17 protein-coding genes are annotated in these 21,403 nt (G+C 62.4%); 8 read left to right on the top strand and 9 right to left on the bottom strand.

Annotated elements, in window-relative coordinates; genetic code table 11:
* Window positions 1–65: 65 nt before the first annotated feature.
* A complete protein-coding gene (locus J3D60_RS15600; RefSeq protein ID WP_253491933.1) occupies window positions 66–5,783 on the bottom strand; it encodes a membrane-targeted effector domain-containing toxin in 5,718 nt (1,905 codons plus the stop codon).
* A 251-nt stretch (window positions 5,784–6,034) separates the two neighbouring features.
* Between J3D60_RS15600 and J3D60_RS15595 the strand changes: the two genes are divergently transcribed.
* The 3 genes from J3D60_RS15595 (at window position 6,035) to J3D60_RS15585 (ending at window position 7,732) form a co-directional block, all read left to right on the top strand.
* Window positions 6,035–6,673, top strand: coding sequence for a DUF6036 family nucleotidyltransferase (locus J3D60_RS15595; protein WP_253491932.1), 639 nt, complete (start codon window positions 6,035–6,037; stop codon window positions 6,671–6,673).
* Entirely contained in the window at window positions 6,657–7,106 is a 450-nt protein-coding gene (locus J3D60_RS15590; RefSeq protein WP_253491931.1) for a hypothetical protein, read from the top strand. The genes J3D60_RS15595 and J3D60_RS15590 overlap by 17 nt, the downstream gene beginning before the upstream one ends.
* Before the next feature lie 362 nt (window positions 7,107–7,468).
* The gene (locus J3D60_RS15585; RefSeq protein WP_253491928.1) at window positions 7,469–7,732 is read left to right on the top strand and encodes a DUF6124 family protein; all 264 of its coding nucleotides are present in this window, start codon (window positions 7,469–7,471) and stop codon (window positions 7,730–7,732) included.
* A 126-nt stretch (window positions 7,733–7,858) separates the two neighbouring features.
* Here J3D60_RS15585 and nagE read toward each other — a convergent pair whose 3' ends face one another.
* From nagE to J3D60_RS15550, 7 genes are all read right to left on the bottom strand, one after another.
* On the bottom strand, window positions 7,859–9,565 hold the full coding sequence (gene nagE, locus J3D60_RS15580; RefSeq protein WP_253491927.1) for an N-acetylglucosamine-specific PTS transporter subunit IIBC: 1,707 nt from the start codon (window positions 9,563–9,565) through the stop codon (window positions 7,859–7,861).
* Window positions 9,566–9,591: 26 nt separating this feature from the next.
* Window positions 9,592–12,102, bottom strand: coding sequence for a phosphoenolpyruvate--protein phosphotransferase (gene ptsP, locus J3D60_RS15575; RefSeq protein ID WP_253491926.1), 2,511 nt, complete (start codon window positions 12,100–12,102; stop codon window positions 9,592–9,594).
* A gap of 29 nt (window positions 12,103–12,131) precedes the next feature.
* Window positions 12,132–13,142, bottom strand: a complete 1,011-nt coding sequence (locus tag J3D60_RS15570; protein ID WP_065939227.1) for an SIS domain-containing protein — start codon at window positions 13,140–13,142, stop codon at window positions 12,132–12,134.
* Entirely contained in the window at window positions 13,135–14,241 is a 1,107-nt protein-coding gene (gene nagA, locus J3D60_RS15565; protein ID WP_253491925.1) for an N-acetylglucosamine-6-phosphate deacetylase, read from the bottom strand. Before nagA ends, J3D60_RS15570 begins: the two co-directional genes overlap by 8 nt.
* 10 nt (window positions 14,242–14,251) lie before the next feature.
* On the bottom strand, window positions 14,252–15,010 hold the full coding sequence (locus J3D60_RS15560) for a GntR family transcriptional regulator (RefSeq protein WP_065939225.1): 759 nt from the start codon (window positions 15,008–15,010) through the stop codon (window positions 14,252–14,254).
* Between the two features lie 263 nt (window positions 15,011–15,273).
* Window positions 15,274–15,777, bottom strand: coding sequence for a murein L,D-transpeptidase family protein (locus J3D60_RS15555; RefSeq protein WP_027605448.1), 504 nt, complete (start codon window positions 15,775–15,777; stop codon window positions 15,274–15,276).
* A 37-nt stretch (window positions 15,778–15,814) separates the two neighbouring features.
* Window positions 15,815–16,366 carry an NUDIX hydrolase gene (locus J3D60_RS15550; RefSeq protein WP_253491924.1) on the bottom strand — a complete coding sequence of 184 codons (552 nt, stop codon included), beginning with the start codon at window positions 16,364–16,366 and terminating at the stop codon, window positions 15,815–15,817.
* A gap of 147 nt (window positions 16,367–16,513) precedes the next feature.
* On the opposite strand from J3D60_RS15550, the gene J3D60_RS15545 reads away from it, so the two are divergent.
* The 5 genes from J3D60_RS15545 (at window position 16,514) to purT (ending at window position 19,771) form a co-directional block, all read left to right on the top strand.
* Window positions 16,514–17,116, top strand: coding sequence for a CoA pyrophosphatase (locus J3D60_RS15545; RefSeq protein WP_015885706.1), 603 nt, complete (start codon window positions 16,514–16,516; stop codon window positions 17,114–17,116).
* 35 nt (window positions 17,117–17,151) lie between these two features.
* Window positions 17,152–17,676: a gamma carbonic anhydrase family protein gene (locus tag J3D60_RS15540; protein WP_027605450.1), complete on the top strand. Its 525-nt coding sequence runs from the start codon at window positions 17,152–17,154 to the stop codon at window positions 17,674–17,676.
* Window positions 17,673–17,888 carry a DUF1289 domain-containing protein gene (locus J3D60_RS15535; RefSeq protein ID WP_027605451.1) on the top strand — a complete coding sequence of 72 codons (216 nt, stop codon included), beginning with the start codon at window positions 17,673–17,675 and terminating at the stop codon, window positions 17,886–17,888. Before J3D60_RS15540 ends, J3D60_RS15535 begins: the two co-directional genes overlap by 4 nt.
* 164 nt (window positions 17,889–18,052) lie before the next feature.
* A complete protein-coding gene (locus J3D60_RS15530; RefSeq protein WP_092489930.1) occupies window positions 18,053–18,520 on the top strand; it encodes a VUT family protein in 468 nt (155 codons plus the stop codon).
* A 69-nt stretch (window positions 18,521–18,589) separates the two neighbouring features.
* Window positions 18,590–19,771: a formate-dependent phosphoribosylglycinamide formyltransferase gene (purT, locus tag J3D60_RS15525; RefSeq protein WP_065939222.1), complete on the top strand. Its 1,182-nt coding sequence runs from the start codon at window positions 18,590–18,592 to the stop codon at window positions 19,769–19,771.
* Window positions 19,772–19,970: 199 nt separating this feature from the next.
* On the opposite strand, the gene J3D60_RS15520 is transcribed toward purT, so the two are convergent.
* Window positions 19,971–21,281 (bottom strand): MFS transporter, encoded by a 1,311-nt coding sequence (locus J3D60_RS15520; RefSeq protein WP_253491923.1) that lies wholly within the window; start codon window positions 21,279–21,281, stop codon window positions 19,971–19,973.
* Between the last annotated feature and the right edge of the window lie 122 nt (window positions 21,282–21,403).

Genomic DNA, 21,403 nt, shown 5'->3' with positions numbered 1-21,403 from the left:
TGGGCCAGTTTGGCCAGCGGGTTTTTTGTGGGTGGTCATGAACCCGGTGTCAAAGTCTCAATGGCTCAGGGCGCGGGGGTCAACCCGACTTCTGCCTTCAATGCACTGATCAACATGTTTTCGTAGCTGAACCGCTTACCCTGCATCGGCTCCCAGCGCTCGACATAAAACAGGCCATTGTGGTCGACCTTGATCGGCGTCGACACGATTTCCCCGGTGCGCGAACGGTGCAGCAGGATGTTCTGCGAGGGCGACGGGCGTTCGATCAGGAACAGGCCGGGCCGGTTCAGGCGTGTCCTGTCCACCGCTGCGAAGGGCGCCGGGGCTTTGGTGCCGGCAACTCCGGCGTCGAGGATCAAGTCGCTGCGCAAGGCCCTGGTGTAAGGGCTGATGCCTTCGGAAACGGTCTCCCAGGCCCCCGCTCGAATGTTCCGGGCCAGCGCCGGGGCGGTGTCCCGCACATGCAGGCTGACGGCACCCTGGAGTTCCGCGAGGCCAGGCACGCTCAGGTGGGTGTTGGTGTGCGCGCTGCCCACGAAGGCCACCCACTTGTGGGGCCCGTGTGCGGCCTGGTCGGCGTCGATGACCTTGGAGGCGAAGTAACTGAACAGCTGGTTGCGTGAGACATCCGCGTCCCCCAACCCCTTGATGTGGTAACTGGCGGTGCAGTCCAGGGCGCGGATGCGCATGCCGTGTCTTGCCGCGATCTGGATCACTTCCGTGTAGGTATCGCTGCCTTTGTAGCCCGGCATATGGCCCCGATCCAGCTGGGAGAGGTAGCGCTTGAGGTTGTCCGGCAGCCGTTGGGTCTGCAGAAAAATATCCAACTCGTGCTGGTGCAAATCGGTCAGCAGATGCTCCACGTACAGCGTCTTGAACTCCAGTTCCTTGAGCTTTCCCATGTAATCGCGCAGCAAGCGTTTGCTCGATTGCGCGTTGTGCCCTTCACCGATCACCAGCCCCGAAAACTCGCTGTGACGGATTTTCTCCAGCAATGCCTCGGGGGTGTTCGGCAGGCCCAGGACGGATGGCTCGGGCCGGGCTGGCGGCACGTGGCTGGCCAGGTACGTGTCGGCATCCGCACTCAGGCGTGCGCGGGTATCCACAAATGCCCTGAAGGCTTCCTGATGCTCCGGGTTCTGCGGGAAGTAGCGCGTGTCCAGGCCATGCCGTGTGCTGGTCTGTCGGACGATGCTCTCCCGGAGCGGGACGGCAATGTCGTACTCGCTGTAATGCGCTGCGGCCACAGGCGCAGCGCTGGGCGATGTTGCCGGTTCGGGGGCTTTGTACGGGGTGCGCATGGTCAATTGGTAATCGCCTCTGGCCAGCGCTTCACCCGCCAAGGGGGTGTCGATCCACACGCCCACGGGTTGGTCCGTACCCACATCCACCACGCGCAGCGCGACCGCGTCCTGCAGGTCCGCCAGGCCAGGCGTTTGCTCGAAAGTACGCAGCCGGGAATGATCCACCAGGGCCACCCAGCGTTCATCCTGCTCGTCGAGGGCATCGGTCTGAATCGCCTTGTGGGAGTAATAGTTTCTGATGCTGTTGCCGCGTGGCGTCGTCGGTGGGGTGTCGCCCATTTGCAGGGCGTCGTCCAGCAAGTACGAGGTTGAGGCATCCAGGGCCTTGATCTTCACGCCCTTTTCCTGAGCCTTGCGTACCAGGGCGACGTAGGAGTACTCGGCGTTCTCGGCCAAGCCAAAGGCTTTGTCGACAGTCTTCAGGTGCCGCTCGATGTGCTGCCAGGATTTTCCGCTGTTGAGCTTCTCCAGTTTTGGACGAAACACATCACCGGGCAGGTACTCGATATAAAGGTGTTTGAAACCCTTGCTGATCAACGCGTCCATGTGTGTGACCAGCAGCTGTTTACTGGCAATGGAGCCGGGCACCGCGCCAATGACCAGGTTCTTGTTACCGCTGAAGGCATCGCTGGCGATCAGTTGTGCAAACGACGTGCTGGCGTCCAGGGCCGGAAGCTCGGCGCGGGCCGGCAACGGGTCAAGGGTCTTGAAAAAGTCCTGGGCGTCGGTGGCCAGGCGTTCGGCCTGTTGCAGGTAAGCGGTACGAAGGGATTTGAGTTCAATGGCGGCGCTTCCCAGGATCACGTCTTGCGAGCCGAAATCCCACTCCGACCGCAGCAGTATCCCGGTGCGCACATCCGGGTCGAGCACCAGTTCCAGTTTGTTGGCGTACTTTGCCGGCATCTCATAAGGCTTGAGCGGCTCCGGTGTGTCGGGCAATTTTTCATACTTGGGTGCGCCACCGGTGACGCCGGTGCGGCGCCAGACGCCTTGTGTATCGGGCGCGGCCACGCGAGTCGTGGAGATCAGTTTGCCGGTAGGCGGATCGAGTCGGTACAGCAAATAACGTCCGATCGGGTCCGGGGTGTTTTTTGCCCAAAGCAACTCGCCGTCGAACAGCACCGCCTGCATGTCTGCCGGCGCAAGTACCGGGGGTTGCAGGGGATGCACCAGCTTCAGGGCCTCGCTGGTCGCGGTGGCGCTCTGGGCGGCCTCGCGCAGGGCCGGTCTTGCCAGCTGTTTAAGGGAAACCAATGCCGGACGCAGGTCGGTGAACGCCGCGCCGGCGCTGTTCAGCACATAACCGATCAAGTGTGCCACGGCGGCACTTGTATCGCCTTGTTGATAGGCGTTCAGGGCCAGCATGCCGTCCTTGAACGCCAGCAGCATGCCCAGGCTCAGGCTGACGATGGGAAACGGTGCGGTAGCAATGGCGGTGACCCATTCCACGCAGGTCCAGAGGATGCCCGTGATCACCTGGGTGCGATTGGCCGTGGTGCCTTCAACGTCGTCGATCCTGCGCTGCAGCTTCATGTCGTACAGGGCCCGACGCAGATCCAGCAGGGGCGGCTGTGCACGGGTTGCGTCATAGCGTGCCGGGCTGGTGTCGGTTTTGTTCAGGTCCTCGGGCAACTGCGCCTTGGCGGTCTCCAGAAAGGTACGCACTTTAACCTGGGATTGGGCACCGACCCGTAGGGTGAAATAGGCGACCATGCCGGGCACCTTTTTCAGCAGGTAGTTGAACTGCCTGGCCTCGCGAAAGCTGATGCCATCCGGTGCGTTGGGGGTATAGAGCAGGGTCGGAAAATCAGCATGGCTGAAGAGGAAAGTGCCCATCACCCATTCGCCATTGATCATCAGGCGATGAATGGCGTAGGTGCCGCGTGTCTCGGTGGCCGTTTCCCCCATGCTGGCGATACTGCGCTCCAGCCAGTCCCAATCGACCCCGGCGATGTGGCCCTCGAGCCGGCACTCCAGGGCGGCGTTCTGCATCTGGCGCTGGGTGATACTCAGCGTTGCATTGCGCCGCAGGTCATAGTCCGCGCTGCCGACATTCAGCAATCGGCTCCGCACCTCGCTGATATAGCGCGCGCCGACCCAGGTGCCGGTGACCGAGCGGGCGACTTTCTCGGCGGTCAACGCGCTCAGGTCAATCCCCTTGGGGCCTTTGAACTGGGCGGCGCGGGAGAACTTCTCGTCGAGGAACCCCACACCGTCGGCATAACCGTCGCGGTACAGCTGGGTGTAGGTCAGGGGCGGCGGGGTCAATGAACCGAGCAGCGCCGGCGGTGAAAATGCCCAGATGGTGTCGGGGTCGACATCGTTCTGAGGACGTCCCAGCAGCAGGTTCAAGCGTTTTTTTGCCTGGTCATGCAGGTAGTCAGCGAAGCTGGGAAACTGCGCGTCAGACAGCGGAAAGTCCTGATAGGTGAGCAACGCGCCTTCGCTGTCCTCGGCCAGTTTCAACAGCTTGCGGCGGTTGTCGGCGTGGGTGGAGCGGTACCAGTTCGGGGTGCTGAATTCGTAGTCGTCGACGCGGGTCGCCAGCACATGGGCAGACATCGCCTTGAGGCAGTCGGCGTGGCTGCCGACGTTGCCAAAGCTGATCGCTGTGTACTCGCGGTCTTGAAACTTGAAGCTCAAGCCGCTCAGCACCCGCTTCATCGCTGCGCGAAAACGCAGGGCGACCCGCTTGATCAGGTAGTCGGTCAGGCTGCCAGGCGGGTGTTTTGCACCGTTGTCCAGGCTCCAGCCGAGGATGTGCTGCTGGCACGCAAGCTCAGTGTCGAAGGCCTGGAATTGCTGCTCCCTTGGTGCCTCGGGCGTGCACAGCAGCAGGCGGGTGACCGCGCCGCTGGCGTCGGTTTGGCGCAATACCCATATATCCTGCAACTGGGCCTCGTGCAGCGACAGGGTGGCGGCGCTCAGGCGCGTGTCGGTGCCCTGGCGCAGATTCTGCACCAACTGAAAGTCCTCTTCACTGAGATGACCCTGGAGCATGGCGGTATAGGCCAGTGCGTTGATCCGCTGGTCGAGCATCTGTTCGATCGCGCGGCTGAGCGCAGGCTTGGCATGCATCTGCTGTTGCAGCTCACCGAACTCGATACGCGGCTGCAGGGTGGTCAATACCTGTGCCAGCCAGGCGGCGGTCAGGTCCTGATAGGCCGGCGGCAGCGGTGCCTCGTGGTAGGTCAGCGTGGTTTTGTTCAGGAAGTCCGAACCCGGCTCGGCATCACCGGCTTGCAGCCCGCGCAGGGCCAGGTCAACCAGGTTGCGGTCGTGTTCGTATTCACCGATGGGATCGACGTAGCGCCGGGTGTTGACCAGCAGGTGTTCCGGCGCCAGGTCGTGGATGTCCAGCTCATCGCTCAAGCGTTCGAGCAGTCGATAGCGGGCCAGGGCCTCAGGGGTAGCGACCGGGCCCAGCACGTCGAGCAGATCCTGGCGGGCCGCGTTATAGCTCGCCAGGTGAGCGGCGAGCGCGGCCCGGCGGGGTTCGCTGGCGCTGCGATACCAGTCCGGTGCGCTGTGGCGCAGGTGGCGCTCCAGCAGGCGTCGGCTGCGCCACTGCAGGCGTGCTTCTAAGTCCGGCAAGGCCGCCGCGATGGCCTGGTCCAGGGCGTCGATCAGCACAGCGGCCTTGTGGGCCGGATTATCTACCAGGCTCAAGGCGCGCTCGATGTCCTCGGTGCGCTTGTCGAGCAGGGCGTTGTAGGTGTGTTCGAACAGCGGTTTGTCGGTGATCGGCGTCAGTTGCAGCGGCCAGATGGCGCCGGGCGTTACATCGCGATAACGCACGGGCAACAATGCCATGAAGTCGCGTCGCTGCCCGGCATCCTCCAGGCCCTGGAGCACGTGCGTATTGAGTTGCGCCAGCGAGCCGAATGCCTCGATCCCGCGCGAAGGCGTGAACAGCATCACTTCCCCTACCGGCACAGCGCTCAGGTCGGTGACCACGGGGCTGGACGTTTCGGTCAGCACAAAGGCGCCGGCCAGCTCCACCGTCCGGTCCTGGTAACGAAAGCTCAGCGCATACAGGCCTGGGCGCAACGTGGCGCCCAGCGGTACACGCGCAAGCATGGCCTGTTGCTGCGGATGCAGCAGTCGGTCCTGGGCACTGACCGCCGTTTCATTGGCCAGGGCGGTGTAGCCGGCTTCAAAAGTCATGAAGGATTTGCGCGGCTTGCCGTCGATTTGCTCGTTGCGATCGAGTGCCAGCAGATAGGTATTCAAGCTGGACTTGAGTGCTTCGACTCGGGCGAGCAGATCGCCCTGGGTGATGTCCTGATAGAGCGCGCGGCTCTTGGCCAGGAACTGCTGGCGGTAACGCTTCAGGATGCCGTTGGTTTTTTCCAGGTAGGCCAGTTCGGTAGACGGTGTGTGTTCGGGCACTAGCGGCTTTTCGATCTGGAGCAGGTGGTGCCCGATCTGATTGAGGTGGCCTTTGATACCTTCAAAGGTCTGGGATGTTGTGCTCACGGGTACGCTCTCCATGCGGGGATAAGAACCTTGAGCATGCGCAGGCGGGCCATTGGCAGAGAGGTAGATAAGTAGGTTTTTTGATTTGTGGGAATGAATCTACCCGACGACAACCTGTATGTTTCCTACAACCCTTTCAGGTTGTCCCTAGGAACCCGCCTCAATAACCTTCGCCGGTCGCTGACAATTCAGTGATCGGGGTTTGAACTCAAGACCCGTTCAGTAACGTTGCACCGGCTTGAGATTCAATAATGGAGTTACCAGACGTCGTTGTTCCTAGGCTCAATACGAGTACTGCACTGGGGCAAGCATTGGTTTCAATGTTCAAGTCCATCGAGGTGGAGTTAATGCTTGAGGGCGCCGCGTCAGGCGCGGTCAAGGTCATTGTATTCGGTGGTTGCGCTGTTCATTTATATACGCACCACCGTGTTTCCACTGACGTGGATGCAGAGATTTATTGCGCGAATATTCAGGACAAGCTGCGTCTGCGGACATTGCTGGCCGAGTTTCCAGAGCAGTTTTTCGACCAGCAGTCTGGCCGTGTAATGGAACTGAATTACGATCTTCAGTACAACACGGGTTTTGGCCCGCTTCACGAAGATTACTGGGAACGCAGTCTTCCCCTCGAAGAGTTTCCTGATGAGTCTGCATTGCATCTGCGTATAGCTGCGCCTATCGATATTGCAATTTCCAAACTGGGTAGAGCGACTGATCAGGACATTGGCGATATCATGGCGTTGCTTAGGGCCGGCTTCATTGTGACCACTGAGTTCCGCCGGCTGGCGTTGCAGGCGATTGATATGTATGTTGGTAATAAAGAGCCACCTATATCCATTCTGACCAATATTTTGCACGATTATCTGGACACTGAAGTTGACGAAGCCTTTTGATGGTCCAGTCCTCTCTTGCGCCTTGGGGACTCTGGTCAAAGAACCTTTGAGTCAGGCTGATGACACTGCTCTTGTCAGTGCAGCGAAAGCGGTTTGGTACTCGGAAGCGAACCTTGTGGGCGAGGTGAAAGCTTTTCTGGAGGAACACTCCAGTGAGGTGGAACTTCGTCGCGCAGGCTACTTGCTTGAGCGATTCACGCGTTTTTCGTGTGCGACAGACAGTCGGGTAATGGAAGCGTTGAAAGCGCTTGAGTTGTTTTCTGCTTCCAGACAAAACGTGAAACCACAAGGTACTGTTGCGCTTCGCCGTCGTCGTGATGAGCTGGCAGTGTCTTGGGGGTTGAGTGAAGGGCTGGGTTTGAAGGCCCAGGCGTTGATACCTTTTCAGACCCGCCATTACGAGGCGCAACAACGTGAAGCAGCATCTACCTAAGCGTTGGTCGCGATCAAAGGACCCGGCTTAGGCCGGTTTTTTATTGTCTTCGATATCTTCAGCTCTCGGAGATTTCCCACAAGCTGTTCAGGTTGTCCCTCGGAACGCCCCTCACTAACCTTCGCCAGTCGCTGCTTATTCAGCGACCGGGACTGCAAGCCCGCCGAAACCTCACCAGTTAGTCACAAGCGCCTTTATAATTGCGGCGCTTTTTCATGGTCATCCAATGGTGGCTGTGTGCGGGAGACCTTCGGGTCTACCGAGATTTACTGGTGATTCTCGGTCTTGCAGGCCTGCACACAGCTGCCACCCATCAACTGCAAGTGATGCTGGTAGCTCTTACTTCACACCAGAGGTTTACCATGATCAAAGACAGTCCAAATCCCCTATCCGCCTCTCAACCCACCGACCAACTCTTCACCGTACGTCCCCATCTGAACAGCGAAACCTTGCTTGCCAATGCATCCCAGGACCTGGCGTCCGTGCAGGCGCTGGCGGCCCATCTGGCGTTTGACATCGACGGCTCGCAGCGTGATGCGGTGCTGGGCATTCACCGGATGGTGGAGGGGATCCAGTTGATGGTGGATCGAGTGCTGGATTTATCCGAGGTGCCTGCGCAGCAGTAATTCGGCGCCGATGAGGCCCATTCGCGAGCAAGCCCGCTCCCACATTTGACCGAATTGCCAAGTCGGGCACCGATCAAAATGTGGGAGCGGGCTTGCTCGCGATTGGCCAGTACGGTCACCGCAGCTCTATACCCCGGCGCCTACCTCACGACCACCAACCAGGCGCTCCAATGCTTCTCCCAACCCCGACGCCTTGTCACCCATCAACAGGTGCCAGACCCCGCTATCCAACTGGCGCACACCCTGGCAACCCAACGCCGTCAGTTGAGCTTCGGACACCACCGAATCATCGCCCAACTCCACCCTCAGCCGGGTCATCGCCACCGCTTCCAGCTGGCGCACATTGCCTCGACCGCCCAGTGCGGCCAGCCATTGTTCGGCCTCCTGCACATTCACCGCAGCCGGCTTATCCACAGGCGCAGCCGTTACGGGAGCGGGGGCCACAAACCCTGGCATCGCCAACCGAATCTCATCGGCAATGCTGTCCGCCAACGGCCCGACCACCACCTGCAAACTTCCCCCATTGCCAGGCCGCACCACGGCCATGGCGCCCAGGGCTTTCAACTCGGCATCCACGGCTTTGTTGCGGTCGACCATGTCCAACCGCAGGCGCGTGGTGCAGGCGCCCACACTGAGCAAATTGGCCGCACCGCCCAAGGCCCGGATATAAGCCGTGGCGCGCTGGTTATCAGTCATCGCTTCAGCCTGTGCCACCTGGATATCCTCACGACCCGGGGTTTTCAGGTTGAAGCGGCGGATGCAGTAGCTGAACACGCTGTAGTAGATCGCCGCGTATGCCAGGCCCACCGGGATCACCAGCCAGCCATTGGTGGATTTGCCCCAGCCCAGCACCATGTCGATAAACCCACCGGAGAAGGTAAAGCCCAGGTGGATATTCAGCATATTGGTCACCGCCATCGACAGGCCGGTGAGCAGTGCATGGATCAGGTACAGGAACGGCGCGAGGAACATGAAGGCGAATTCAATCGGCTCGGTCACCCCGGTGAGGAACGACGTCAAGGCCATGGACAGGAAGATCCCGCCCATCACCTTGCGCCGCTCCGGCAGGGCGTTGCGGTACATCGCCAGGCACGCGGCGGGCAGGCCGAACAGCATCACCGGGAACATGCCGGTCATGAACTGGCCACCTTTGGGGTCGCCGGCAAAATAGCGGGTCAGGTCGCCGGTGACGACGGCACCGGTGACGGGGTCGGTGAAGGTCCCGAACACAAACCACGCCATATTGTTGAGGATATGATGCAGGCCGGTGACGATCAGCAGGCGGTTGAACACGCCAAATACGAACGCGCCGAAGCTGCCGCTCTCCATCAGCAATACGCCGAAGCTGTTGATGCCGTGCTGGATCGGCGGCCAGATCAGGCCGAAGATCACCCCCAGCGCCACCGCCGAGAACCCGGTGACAATCGGCACAAACCGCCGCCCGCCGAAGAACGCCAGGTACTCCGGCAGCTTGATGTCCTTGAAGCGGTTATACAGCGCACCGGCCATCAGGCCGCTGGCGATACCGGCGAGCATGCCCATGTTGATGCTGCTGTCCATCACCTTGAGGGTGGAGATCATCACCAGGTAGCCAATCGCCCCGGCCAGTCCCGCCGTGCCGTTATTGTCACGGGCAAAGCCCACGGCGATGCCGATGGCGAAGATCAGCGCCAGGTTGGCGAAAATCGCCTGCCCGGCATCGTGCATCACCGCGATGTTCAACAGGTCGGTGTCACCCAATCGCAGCAGCAGGCCGGCAATCGGCAGGATGGCGATGGGCAGCATCAGCGCGCGTCCCAGGCGTTGCAGGCCTTCGATAAATAATGGGTACATGGCGGGTCTCCTTTTTCTTGTTGTTGTCAGCTCAGCGGCCAGTGGTGTTGACAGGCTTGGCGAACCGCCTTGGCGCTGCTCAGGTCGAGCAGGTCAAGGCTCAGTTGCCGGCATTGCGCCGCGTCCAGGTGGCGGACGCGATCCTTGATTTCTGCGATTTGCGGCGGGCTGACGGACAGTTCGCTGACCCCCAGGCCGACCAGCACCGGCGTGGCCAGTGGGTCGGACGCCAGGGCGCCGCACACGCCGACCCACCGTTTGTGTTTCGCCGCACCGGCGCAGGTCTGGGCGATCAGCCGCAACAGCGCCGGGTGCAGCGCATCGACACGCGCGGCGAGGCCGGCATGGTCGCGGTCCATGGCCAGGGTGTACTGGGACAGGTCATTGGTGCCGATGGACAGGAAGTCCGCGTGCTCGGCCAATTGTTCGGCCATCAGCGCCGCAGCGGGCACTTCGACCATCACCCCCAGCTCGGGGCGTTGGCTCAGTTCCAGCTCTGCACACAACTCATCCAGGCGCTGGCGAATCTGCAGCAGTTCGTCGACTTCGCTGACCATCGGCAGCAGGATGCGGCAGCGTTGCAAGGGGCTGACTTGCAGGAGGGCGCGCAATTGCTGATCGAGCAGTTCAGGGCGCACCTGGGCCATGCGAATACCGCGCAGGCCCAGCACCGGGTTGGCTTCGACGGGCAGCGGCAGGTAGTCGAGCTGCTTGTCGCCACCGACGTCGATGGTGCGGATGATCACCGACTTGTCGCCCATGGCGTCCAGCACGGCTTGATAAGCGTGGCATTGTTCCTGTTCATCCGGCGCGGTGCGGCGGTCGACGAAGAGGAACTCGGTGCGCAGCAGGCCGACGCCATCAGCGCCGTTTTCAAAGGCCACCTGGGCCTCGGCGCTGGAGGCGACATTGGCGGCCACTTCGATGTTCACGCCATCGCGGGTTTGCGCCGGTTGTTGGGCCTGGGCCTGTTGCTGCCGACGACGCAGTGTCTGCGCGTCGCGGATCCGGTGGACTTCGGCATGACGCGCCGCGCTGGGGGCCAGTTCCAGGCGGCCGTTGCCGGCGTCGAGTACCACGCGCTGGCCGTGCGGCACATCGAGTACCTCAGCGCCCAACGCGACGACACACGGCAAGCCTTTGCCCCGCGCCAGGATGGCGACGTGGGACGTGGCGCCACCTTCGGCCATGCAGATCCCGGCAGCCTGTTGCGCACTCAGGTGCAGCAAATCCGAAGGGGTCAGTTCATGGGCACTGACAATCGCCCCGGCAGGCAAGTCGAAATGCCAGGCTTCACCCAACAATGCGCGCAGGACCCGTTGCTGCAGGTCGCGCAGGTCGTTGGCGCGTTCGGCGAACAGCGGCTTGCCCAGGGCCAGCAATACCGCGCACTGCGCCTGGATCGCATCGCGCCAGGCGTGGGTGGCGGCGCTGCCGTGTTCGATGGCGTGGGTGGCGGCGTCCAGCAGGGCGGGGTCTTCAAGCAGGGCCAGGTGGGCGGCGAAAATCTCTTCTTCTTCGACGGCCTTGCGTTGGCGCGCCTGGTCCAGGGTGCTGCGGATTTCACCGCGCACCTGCTCCAGGGCTGCGTCCAGGCGTTGCAGTTGTTCGTCAGTGACGTGATGGCCGGGGTCTGACGGCAACTCGATACCGGCCAGCCGAAACAACGGCCCGCAGACCAGGCCCGGTGCCGCGCACACGCCCTGCAACACATCAACTTCCGTGGTTGTCCGGCGTGGCATGGCGACGACCGGTGCGTGGGGTTCAGCCTTGACGGCGGCGGACAAGGCCGCGACCAGCGCCTGCAGCGCGGCCTCGGCGTCCTTGCCGCGACAGCTCACGCGCACCTCGTCGCCTTCGCCAATGCCCAGCCCCATCAGGCCGATCAGGCTGTCGCAGGCGGCCGACCTGGCGCCGAAGTGCACCAGCGCCTGGCTGCTGAAACCCTGGGCGGTCTTGCGAATCAACGCCGCCGGCCGTGCGTGCAGGCCGCCACGGTGAGTCACGCGCACGCTGGCGCTGGCTTCGGCGACGGCGTTATCCACCGCCGTTTGCTGCGCTGCGTTCGCACGCGGCACAACCTGCACCAGGGGATCGCCCAGCCTGACGGATTTCGCGGCCAGCGGGCGCAGTTCAAAGTGTTCGCCATTGGTGAGAATGATCAGGCTGACCAGGCTTTTGCACTGGCGGGCGATACGGTCCAGGTCAAAGCGCACCAGCGCCTGGCCATTGCTGACCCGTGCGCCGTCCTTGACCAGCAGGGCAAACCCTTCGCCGTTCAATTCGACCGTGTCGATGCCGATGTGCAGCAACACTTCGGCGCCGTTGTCGGCGCGTATCGTCAAGGCGTGGCCGGTGCGGGCGACATGGATGACCACACCATCGCACGGCGCATGCAGGCAATCGTTGAGCGGGTCGATAGCCATGCCGTCGCCCAGGGCGCCGCTGGCGAACACGTCGTCAGGCACGTTGCCCAGGGCCAGTAACGGCCCGCTGAGGGGGGCGTTGAGGGTCAGTTCATTATTGTTGTTGGGCATGGGCACGGTACTCATCAGGAAAGCGCGACTCAGTGAGTGCGGGTAACTTTGCTCAGGTGGCGCGGCTGGTCCGGGTCCAGGCCTCGGGCGACGGACAGGCCGGCCGCCATGACATAGAAACTCTGGATCGCCAGGATCGGGTCCAGGCTCGGGTGTTCGGCGCGGCTCAGGGTCAAGTCGCGTTCGGCGATATCGTCCGGTGCTGCGAGCAGCACGCGGGCACCGCGTTGGCGCATATCGGCGGCCAGGCTCAACAAGCCGGCTTGCTCGGCACCCCGTGGTGCGAAGACCAGCAGCGGGTAGTCCGCGCCGATCAAGGCCATCGGCCCGTGGCGTACCTCGGCGCTGCTGAAGGCTTCGGCCTGGATCGCCGAGGTTTCCTTGAGCTTGAGCGCCGCTTCCTGGGCGATGGCAAAACCGGCGCCACGGCCGATCACCATCAGTTGCTGGCAACCGCGCAGCGCCTCGATGGCGGGCGTCCAGTCCTGCCCGGCGGCTTCGCGCAGGCCTTCGGGCAGGGCCTGGCAGGCCTGCAGCAAGTCGGGCTCCTGGTTCCAGTGGCCGATCAACAGCGCGCTGGCGCTGAGGGTGGCAATAAAGCTCTTGGTCGCGGCCACGCTGAGTTCCGGCCCGGCGCACAGAGGCACATGGAATTCGCAGGCGGCTTCCAGCGGCGAGTCTTCGGCGTTGACCAGCGAGATGCTCAAGGCGCCACGCTTGCGCAGCAGGCGCAGGCTGTTGACCAGGTCCGGGCTTTGCCCCGACTGGGAGAAACCGAACGCCACCTGACCGCTGACTTTCATGGGTGCTTGCAATAAGGTCACCACCGACATCGGCAACGACGCCACCGGGATGCCAACATGCTGCATGGCCAGGTAGGCGAAGTAGCTGGCGGCGTGGTCCGAGCTGCCCCGCGCAATGGTCATCGCCACTTGCGGCGGCTGGCGGCGCAGGCGGCCGGCGACTTCTTCCAGCAGCGGGCCCAGGCGTTGCAGTTGCGCCGCGACGGCGTCACCGGAGGCCAAGGCCTCTTCAAGCATTTTTGAAGACAATGGTTTCTCCTTCGACCATGACGTCGGTGAGGTGCAGGAAGCGGTCCAGGCGCACGCAGTCGGCAAAGCTGCCGGGTTGCAGGCGGCCGCGTTGTTCCAGGCCCAGGTAGTCCGCCGGAAATTGCGACAGGCGTTGTGAGGCTTCGCTGATGGGCAGACCGATTTTCACCAGGTTGCGCAGCGCCTGATCCATGGTCAGGGTGCTGCCGGCCAGGGTGCCGTCGGCCAGGCGCACGCCGCCCAGGCATTTGGTCACGGTGTGGCTGCCCAGCTTGTACTCGCCGTCGGGCATGCCGGCGGCGGCGGTGGAGTCGGTGACGCAGTACAGGCACGGGATCGCGCGCAGGGCCACGCGCATGGCGCCGGGGTGCACGTGGAGCAGATCCGGGATCAGCTCGGCGTACTTGGCGTGGGCCAGTGCTGCGCCGACGATGCCCGGTTCGCGGTGATGCAACGGGCTCATGGCGTTGTACAAATGGGTGAAGCTGGTGGCGCCGGCGGCGAGGGCGGCGACGCCTTCTTCATAGCTGCCCAGGGTGTGGCCGATCTGCATGCGCACGCCGCGCTCGCTGAGGGCGCGGATCAGGGCGTCGTGGCCGGCGATTTCCGGGGCGATGGTGATCACCCGGATCGGCGCCAGGCGCAGGTAGGCTTCGACTTCGGCCATCAAGGCGGTGTGGGCGAAGTTGGGCTGCGCGCCGAGTTTTCCCGGGTTGATGTAGGGGCCTTCCAGGTGCACGCCGAGTACCCGGGCGCTGCCCGTAGGACGCTGCTCGCAGAAGCGGCCGAGTTGGCCGAGCACGCTGGAGATTTCATCCACCGGCGCGGTCATGGTGGTAGCCAACAGCGACGTCGTACCAAAACGCACATGGGTGCGGGTGATGGTCTCGAAAGCGTCGGCGCCTTCCATGATGTCTTTACCGCCGCCGCCGTGGACGTGCAGGTCGATAAAACCCGGCAGCAGGTAGGGCAAGTCGTTTTCAGCCGGGTCGCAAGGTTCGCCCTCGATGGCGATGACCTTGCCGTGCTGGTGCACCAGGCGGCCGCGCATCCAGCCGTGGGGCGTGAGGATATTGTCTTCGGACATGGGCAGTTCTCTAAGGCCGCAACTCGGCGGCAAAGTCATAACGGCGAAGCTCTGCGACAAAGTCGTAGTAGTCGTTGCGGCAGTAGGTGTCGGTGATTTCGATCGGCGTGTTGTCGGCGGTGTAGCCGACCCGGGTCATCAGCAGCATGGCGGTGCCGGGGGCGATGCCCACCAGCCTGGCGAATTCGTCCGAGGCGTTGATCGCCTGGATGTGTTGCAGGGCGCGAACGATGGGTTTGCCGATGCCTTCCAGGTATTCGTACAGCGAATGGCCGATGGCTTGCGGCTGCGGCAGTACCGAGGCGGGCATGGCGGTCATCTCGATGGCCATCACGGTGTCATCGGCCTTACGCAGGCGTTTGAGACGCGCGACCTTGTCGGTCGGCGACAGGCCCAGGCGGATCAGTTCTTCATGGGTCGGCGGGGTGATCTCGCGCTCCAGCCATTGGGAGCTGGGCACAAAGCCCTTGAGACGCAACATCTCGCTGAACCCCGACAAGCGCGACAGCGGCTGTTCCAGGCGTGGCGTGATAAAGGTGCCGGAGCCCTGGCTGCGGCGGATCAGGCCTTGGGCGAACAACACTTCCAGCGCTTTACGGGCGGTCACCCGCGAAATGCTCAGCTGTTCGCTGAGGGCGCGCTCCGAGGGCAGGGCCTGTTCGGATTTCCACTGGCCGGCATGGATCGCCGCTTCCAGGTTGCGGGCCAATTGCAGGTACAGCGGCGTGGATTGCTTGTCGTCGGGACGCAGCGTCAGGATGGGGTTCATCTATGAGGTTTCCGATGCGGTTATTGGAGTGTTGTCGCCCGGTATTGGCCGGAAGCTAATACCACTTAAATACCATGTCAATGCTGCCAAAACGGTGCGAGTACCGGTTTCAGGGCGCCTTAATGGTGCCTGGTATCAAGTGGTATTAGAGAGGTCTTTATCGCGCGCAGAAGTGCGCAGCCCGCGCGATGAACTGGTATTCACCGGCAGGCCTGGGCGGAGGAGGGAAAGATTTTTTAATTAAATTACGAACGGTCGAAGATTTACGGGCGGATCTCGATCAGCGTGCCGTCCTTGACCAGGTTCCAGACTTCGCGCATGTCGACGTTGCGCATGCCAATGCAGCCGTCGGTCCAGTCCAGGGTGTGAAACCACTGCTCCGGGTACTCTTCGGTGTCGGGCGTGCCGTGGATCATGATCATGCTGCCGGGCTTCACCCCTTCGCGGCGGGCGCGGGCGGCATCGCTGATATTCGGGTAGGAGATGTGCATGGACAGGTAGTAGCGGTCACTGGTCTTGCGCCAGTCGATCCAGTACAGGCCTTCCGGCGTGCGGCGGTCGCCCTCGATCAGCTTGTGGCCCTTGGGGTTCTTGCCCAGGGAAATACGATAGGTCTTGAGGGGCTTGCCGTCGTTGATCAACTGCAATTGGTGGGCGGACTTGAGCACCAGGACTTTTTCGACCGTCTTGCCGCCCAGGGTTTCCACGGTAGAGGCCGGCGAAAGCGTGGCGAACGACAGGCAGATCAGAGCAAGCAACCAACGCATTAAAACGGTATCCCTGTGGCGACGAGCTGCCGAATGGTTATTGGGCGGGCTTTGAAGAAAGAGGTGGCACGGCTTCGCTGCGCACCGGGAATGATTGCTGGCGGCGGTCAGCGAAAAAGTATTCTAGGGTACGCCCGACCGTGCGGAAAGCCAGCTCGGACCAAGGGATGTCCGCCTCGTCGAACAGCTGCACTTCGAGGCTTTCGGGGCCTGCGGCGAAGTCCAGGTCGACCAGTTCGGCACGGTAGAAGATATGCACCTGGCTGATATGCGGCACATCGATCAGGGTGTAGATGCTCAGGTTGCGCACCCGGGCGCAGGCTTCTTCCAGGGTTTCGCGCACGGCGGCTTGTTCGACAGTCTCGCCGTTCTCCATGAAGCCTGCGGGCAGGGTCCAGTAACCCAGGCGCGGCTCGATGGCGCGGCGGCAGAGCAGCACTTTATCGCCCCATACCGGCAGGGTGCCGGCGACGATATTGGGGTTCTGATAGTGAATGGTCGAGCAGTGATCACACACGAAACGCAGGTGGGCGTCGCCTTCGGGAATGCGCTGGGTAACCGGTTTACCGCACTGGCTGCAGAAATTCATGCTGGGGGTTCCTGGAAAGTGCGTCTATCTTGGCTTGGCTGGCAGGGCCCTGCAAGTTGTCGTTTAGCGACATGCTCCGGGTTTTGGGGTTGGGCGCCCGGCGGCTTTGGTGCATGATGCAAGGTAGCCAACAGACCGAGATGACTCATGCTGGACGAGCTACTTCGCCGGGTAAGCAATCACACCCCCCACACGCTGGAAACCGACGGGCGTTTCCCCGAGGCCGCGGTGCTGGTGCCGATTACCCGCAGTGACGAACCTGAGCTGATCCTGACCCTGCGCGCCAGCGGCCTGTCGACCCATGGTGGCGAAGTGGCCTTTCCCGGCGGGCGCCGCGACCCCGAAGACCCGGACCTGATCTTCACCGCCCTGCGTGAAGCCGAAGAAGAAATCGGCCTGCCCCCCGGCCTGGTGGAAGTCATCGGCCCGCTGAGCCCGTTGATCTCCCTGCACGGCATCCGGGTCACGCCCTATGTGGGGGTGATCCCCGACTACGTCGAATACCTGGCCAACGATGCCGAGATTGCCGCTGTCTTCAGCGTGCCTTTGGATTTTTTCCGACAGGACCCGCGCGAACATACCCACCGCATCGATTACCAGGGCCGCAGTTGGTACGTGCCCAGTTATCGCTTCGGCGAATACAAGATCTGGGGCCTGACGGCAATCATGATCGTCGAGTTGATCAACCTGCTTTATGACGACGCCCAGATCAGCCTGCACCAGCCGCCCAAGAGCTTCATCAATACCTAAGCCGTCGTTTGAACGGCCAGCCGTGAGGGAAAACCATGAAATACCGCCTGGGCGACGCCCGCGTCGAGACCCATCCACACAGCTGGGTGGCGCCGAATGCCACGCTGGTGGGCAAGGTCAAGCTGGAGGAGGGCGCCAATGTCTGGTTCAACGCAGTGCTGCGTGGCGACAACGAGCTGATCCTGATCGGCAAGAACAGCAACGTCCAGGACGGCAGCGTGATGCACACCGACATGGGCTACCCGCTGACCCTGGGCACCGGCGTGACCATCGGTCATAACGCCATGCTGCACGGCTGCACGGTCGACGATTACAGCCTGATCGGTATCAATGCGGTGATCCTCAACGGCGCCAAGATCGGCAAGCACTGCATCATCGGCGCCAACTCGCTGATCGGTGAAGGCAAGGAAATTCCCGATGGCTCCCTGGTGATGGGCTCGCCGGGCAAAGTCGTGCGTGAATTGACCGACGCACAGAAGCGGATGCTGGAAGCCAGCGCTGCGCACTATGTGCATAACGCCCAGCGTTACGCGCGGGATCTGGCAGAGCAGGAAGAATGAGTGCAGTTGAACGACCTGTTGCCTCGCCCTGCGTGAGTATTTGTGCGCTGGATGATGACGATATCTGCACCGGCTGCCAGCGCACAGTGGATGAGATTACGCGTTGGAGCCGCATGGACAACGCCGAGCGGCGGGTGGTGTTGGGCTTGTGTCATGAGCGGGCGGTGGCGGGTGGGTTGGTGTTTATGGCTTCTGGTAAATCCGGCGCCTGATGGATCGCCATCGGGAGCAAGCCCCCTCCCACATTTTGACCGCATTCCTACAGACTAAACGCGATTAAGTGTGGGAGGGGGCTTGCCCCCGATGAGGTCCGCCCAGACGACATATTTCCAAATGTGAAGTACCCTGTGCCCCTTGTTCACAGGTCCTTCGCCCCATGCTCTTCCTGATCGCCTACATCAGCAGTGTCGTGCTGATCAACTTCGCCTTCTCCACCGCCCCGCACCTGGATGTCATCTGGTCGGCCTGGGGCGGCCTGGTGTTTATCCTGCGCGACATGGTGCAGACCCGCTTCGGCCATGGGGCGATCATCGCCATGCTGGCGGCGCTGGTGTTGTCGTATATCACCTCCGACCCCTCCATCGCCCTGGCCAGCGCCACGGCATTCGCGGTGTCGGAATGCATCGACTGGCTGGTGTTCAGCATCACCAAGCGCCCGCTCCACGACCGCCTGTGGATAAGTTCGGCGCTGAGCATTCCCCTTGATACCTTTATCTTCTTCGGCCTGATCGGTGCGCTCACCCCTGCCGTGGTGGGCACCGCCTTGGCGTCGAAGTTCGCCGGGGTCACGGCGGTGTGGCTGATCATGGCCTGGCGCATGCGCAAGCGGGCCGTCGCCAACTGAGGCCAATTTTTACAGTTCATGTAAAATGCCGGCCTTTCTCCCCATGATCCGCTCCCCTGAGGACCTGAGATGACCCGAATCGGAACTCCATTGTCGCCAACCGCGACCCGCGTTTTGCTGTGTGGCTGCGGTGAGCTGGGCAAGGAAGTGGTGATTGAACTGCAACGCCTGGGCGTTGAAGTGATTGCCGTGGATCGCTACGCCAACGCGCCGGCCATGCAGGTTGCCCATCGCAGCCATGTGATCAACATGCTCGACGGTGCCGCCCTGCGTGCGGTGATCGAAGCGGAAAAACCGCACTTCATCGTGCCGGAAATCGAAGCCATCGCCACCGCGACCCTGGTGGAGCTGGAGGCCGAAGGCTTCACCGTGATCCCGACCGCCCGCGCCACGTCGCTGACCATGAACCGTGAGGGCATCCGTCGCCTGGCCGCCGAAGAGCTGGACCTGCCGACCTCGCCGTACCACTTCGCAGACACTTTCGAAGACTACAGCAAGGCCGTCCAGGATCTGGGCTTCCCCTGCGTGGTCAAGCCGGTGATGAGCTCGTCGGGCAAGGGCCAGAGCCTGCTGCGCAGCGTCGACGACGTGCAGAAAGCCTGGGACTACGCCCAGGAAGGCGGGCGTGCCGGTAAAGGCCGGGTGATCATCGAAGGTTTTATCGACTTCGACTACGAAATCACCCTGCTGACCGTGCGTCACATCGGCGGCACCACGTTCTGCGCGCCGGTCGGCCACCGTCAGGAGAAGGGCGACTACCAGGAATCCTGGCAGCCGCAAGCCATGAGCCCGATTGCCCTGGCCGAGTCCGAGCGTGTAGCCAAGGCAGTGACCGAGGCGTTGGGCGGTCGTGGCCTGTTTGGCGTGGAGCTGTTCATCAAAGGCGATCAGGTGTGGTTCAGCGAAGTGTCGCCGCGCCCCCATGACACCGGCCTGGTGACCCTGATTTCCCAGGACCTGTCACAGTTTGCCCTGCATGCGCGCGCCATCCTCGGCCTGCCGATCCCGTTGATCCGTCAGTTCGGGCCTTCGGCTTCGGCGGTGATTCTGGTGGAAGGGCAGTCGACCCAGACCGCATTCGCCAACCTCGGCGCGGCCTTGAGCGAGCCGGACACGGCGTTGCGTCTGTTTGGCAAGCCAGAAGTGAATGGCCAGCGCCGCATGGGCGTGGCGTTGGCGCGGGATGAGTCGATCGAGGCTGCGCGGGCCAAGGCGACCCGTGCTTCCCAAGCGGTTGTTGTAGAGCTCTAAAAGCATCGGGGGCTTGCCCTGATGCCGGTCAGTTAAGCGTACATCGCCTCTTGTAGGAGCGAGCTTGCTCGCGAAAAACGTCAACGATAACGCGTGCTTCCTGAATGAACGCGGCGCCTGTGAGTTTTTCGCGAGTAAGCTCGCTCCTACAAAAAGCCTTAACTGACTGGCATTAGGGCTTGCCCCCGATAGCTGTTTATCAGGCAACCCTGTTCAAATCATTATCTCGCGTCTCTTTCAGGCACAGCACCGCAATCAAGCTGAGCAACGCCGCCGCCGACACATACCCGCCGACATAACTCAGCCCACCCATCGCCACCAGCTTGGTCGCGAAGAACGGTGCGGCCGAAGCGCCCACGATCCCACCCAGGTTATACGCCGCCGAAGCCCCGGTATAACGCACGCGGGTCGGGAACAATTCCGGCAACAGCGCACCCATCGGCGCGAAGGTCACGCCCATCAGGAACAGCTCCAGGGCCAAAAACAGCGCCACGGCCCAGGTAGAGCCGTGGGTCAGCAATGGCTCCATGGTGAAGCCCGACAGAATCGCCAGGATCGCGCCGACGATCAGCACCGGCTTGCGCCCGTAGCGATCACTGGCCAAGGCCGCCAACGGTGTGGCCAGGCCCATGAACAGCACTGCAAAGCACAGCAACCCCAGGAACGTCTCGCGGCTGTAGCCCAGTGTCGAAACGCCGTAGCTCAGGGAAAAAGCCGTGGTGATGTAGAACAGCGCGTAGCACACCACCATCGAGGCGGCGCCCAGCAGGACCGGCAACCAATGCTGGCTGAACAGCTCCACCAACGGTACTTTCACCGGGGCTTCCTTCGCCACGGCATTGGCGAACACCGGGGTTTCATGCAGCTTCAGGCGCGCATACAGGCCGACCATCACCAAGGCTGCGCTGAGGATGAACGGGATGCGCCAGCCCCAACTGCGGAACTGCTCGTCATTCAGGCTCATCGTCAGGATCAGGAACAAACCGTTGGCCGCCAGGAATCCGATCGATGGGCCCAGTTGCGGGAACATGCCGAACCAGGCGCGCTTGCCTTTCGGTGCGTTCTCGGTGGCCAGCAACGCTGCACCGCCCCATTCCCCGCCAAGCCCCAGGCCTTGGCCGAAGCGCAGCACACACAACAGGATAGGTGCCCAGGCACCGATGCTGTCATAACCGGGCAGCAAGCCGATCAGCGTGGTGCACACACCCATCAGCAGCAGCGAGGCCACCAGGGTCGATTTGCGGCCGATGCGGTCGCCGAAGTGGCCGAACAGCGCCGAGCCCAGCGGGCGCGCGATAAAGGCGATACCGAAGGTCAGGAACGACGCCAGCATCTGCGCGGTACCGGAGGTCTGCGGAAAGAACACCGGCCCGATCACCAGCGCGGCAGCCGTGGCATAGATATAGAAGTCGTAGAACTCGATGGCGGTGCCGACGATGCTCGCGGTGGCGACACGTGCGGTCGAGTTGGTCGGGGCGGCGGTCGCGGCCTCGTTATAGGTGGTGCTCATGGCGGTATCCCTGACGGTCATTGCGCGTTTGGACGCGGATTATTATTGGGTCGAACACCCTTGGATCAGGGTTGTGCGCGGGGCGGCTCGGGATGGGAGCGAACACCGGTCGGACATGGTAA

The sequence above is a fragment of the Pseudomonas sp. S3E17 genome (assembly GCF_024168685.1).
GTDB classification, from domain to species: domain Bacteria; phylum Pseudomonadota; class Gammaproteobacteria; order Pseudomonadales; family Pseudomonadaceae; genus Aquipseudomonas; species Aquipseudomonas marginalis.
Note: the sequence above shows the minus strand (reverse complement) of the source record. Positions and strands in the feature narration are given on the sequence as shown.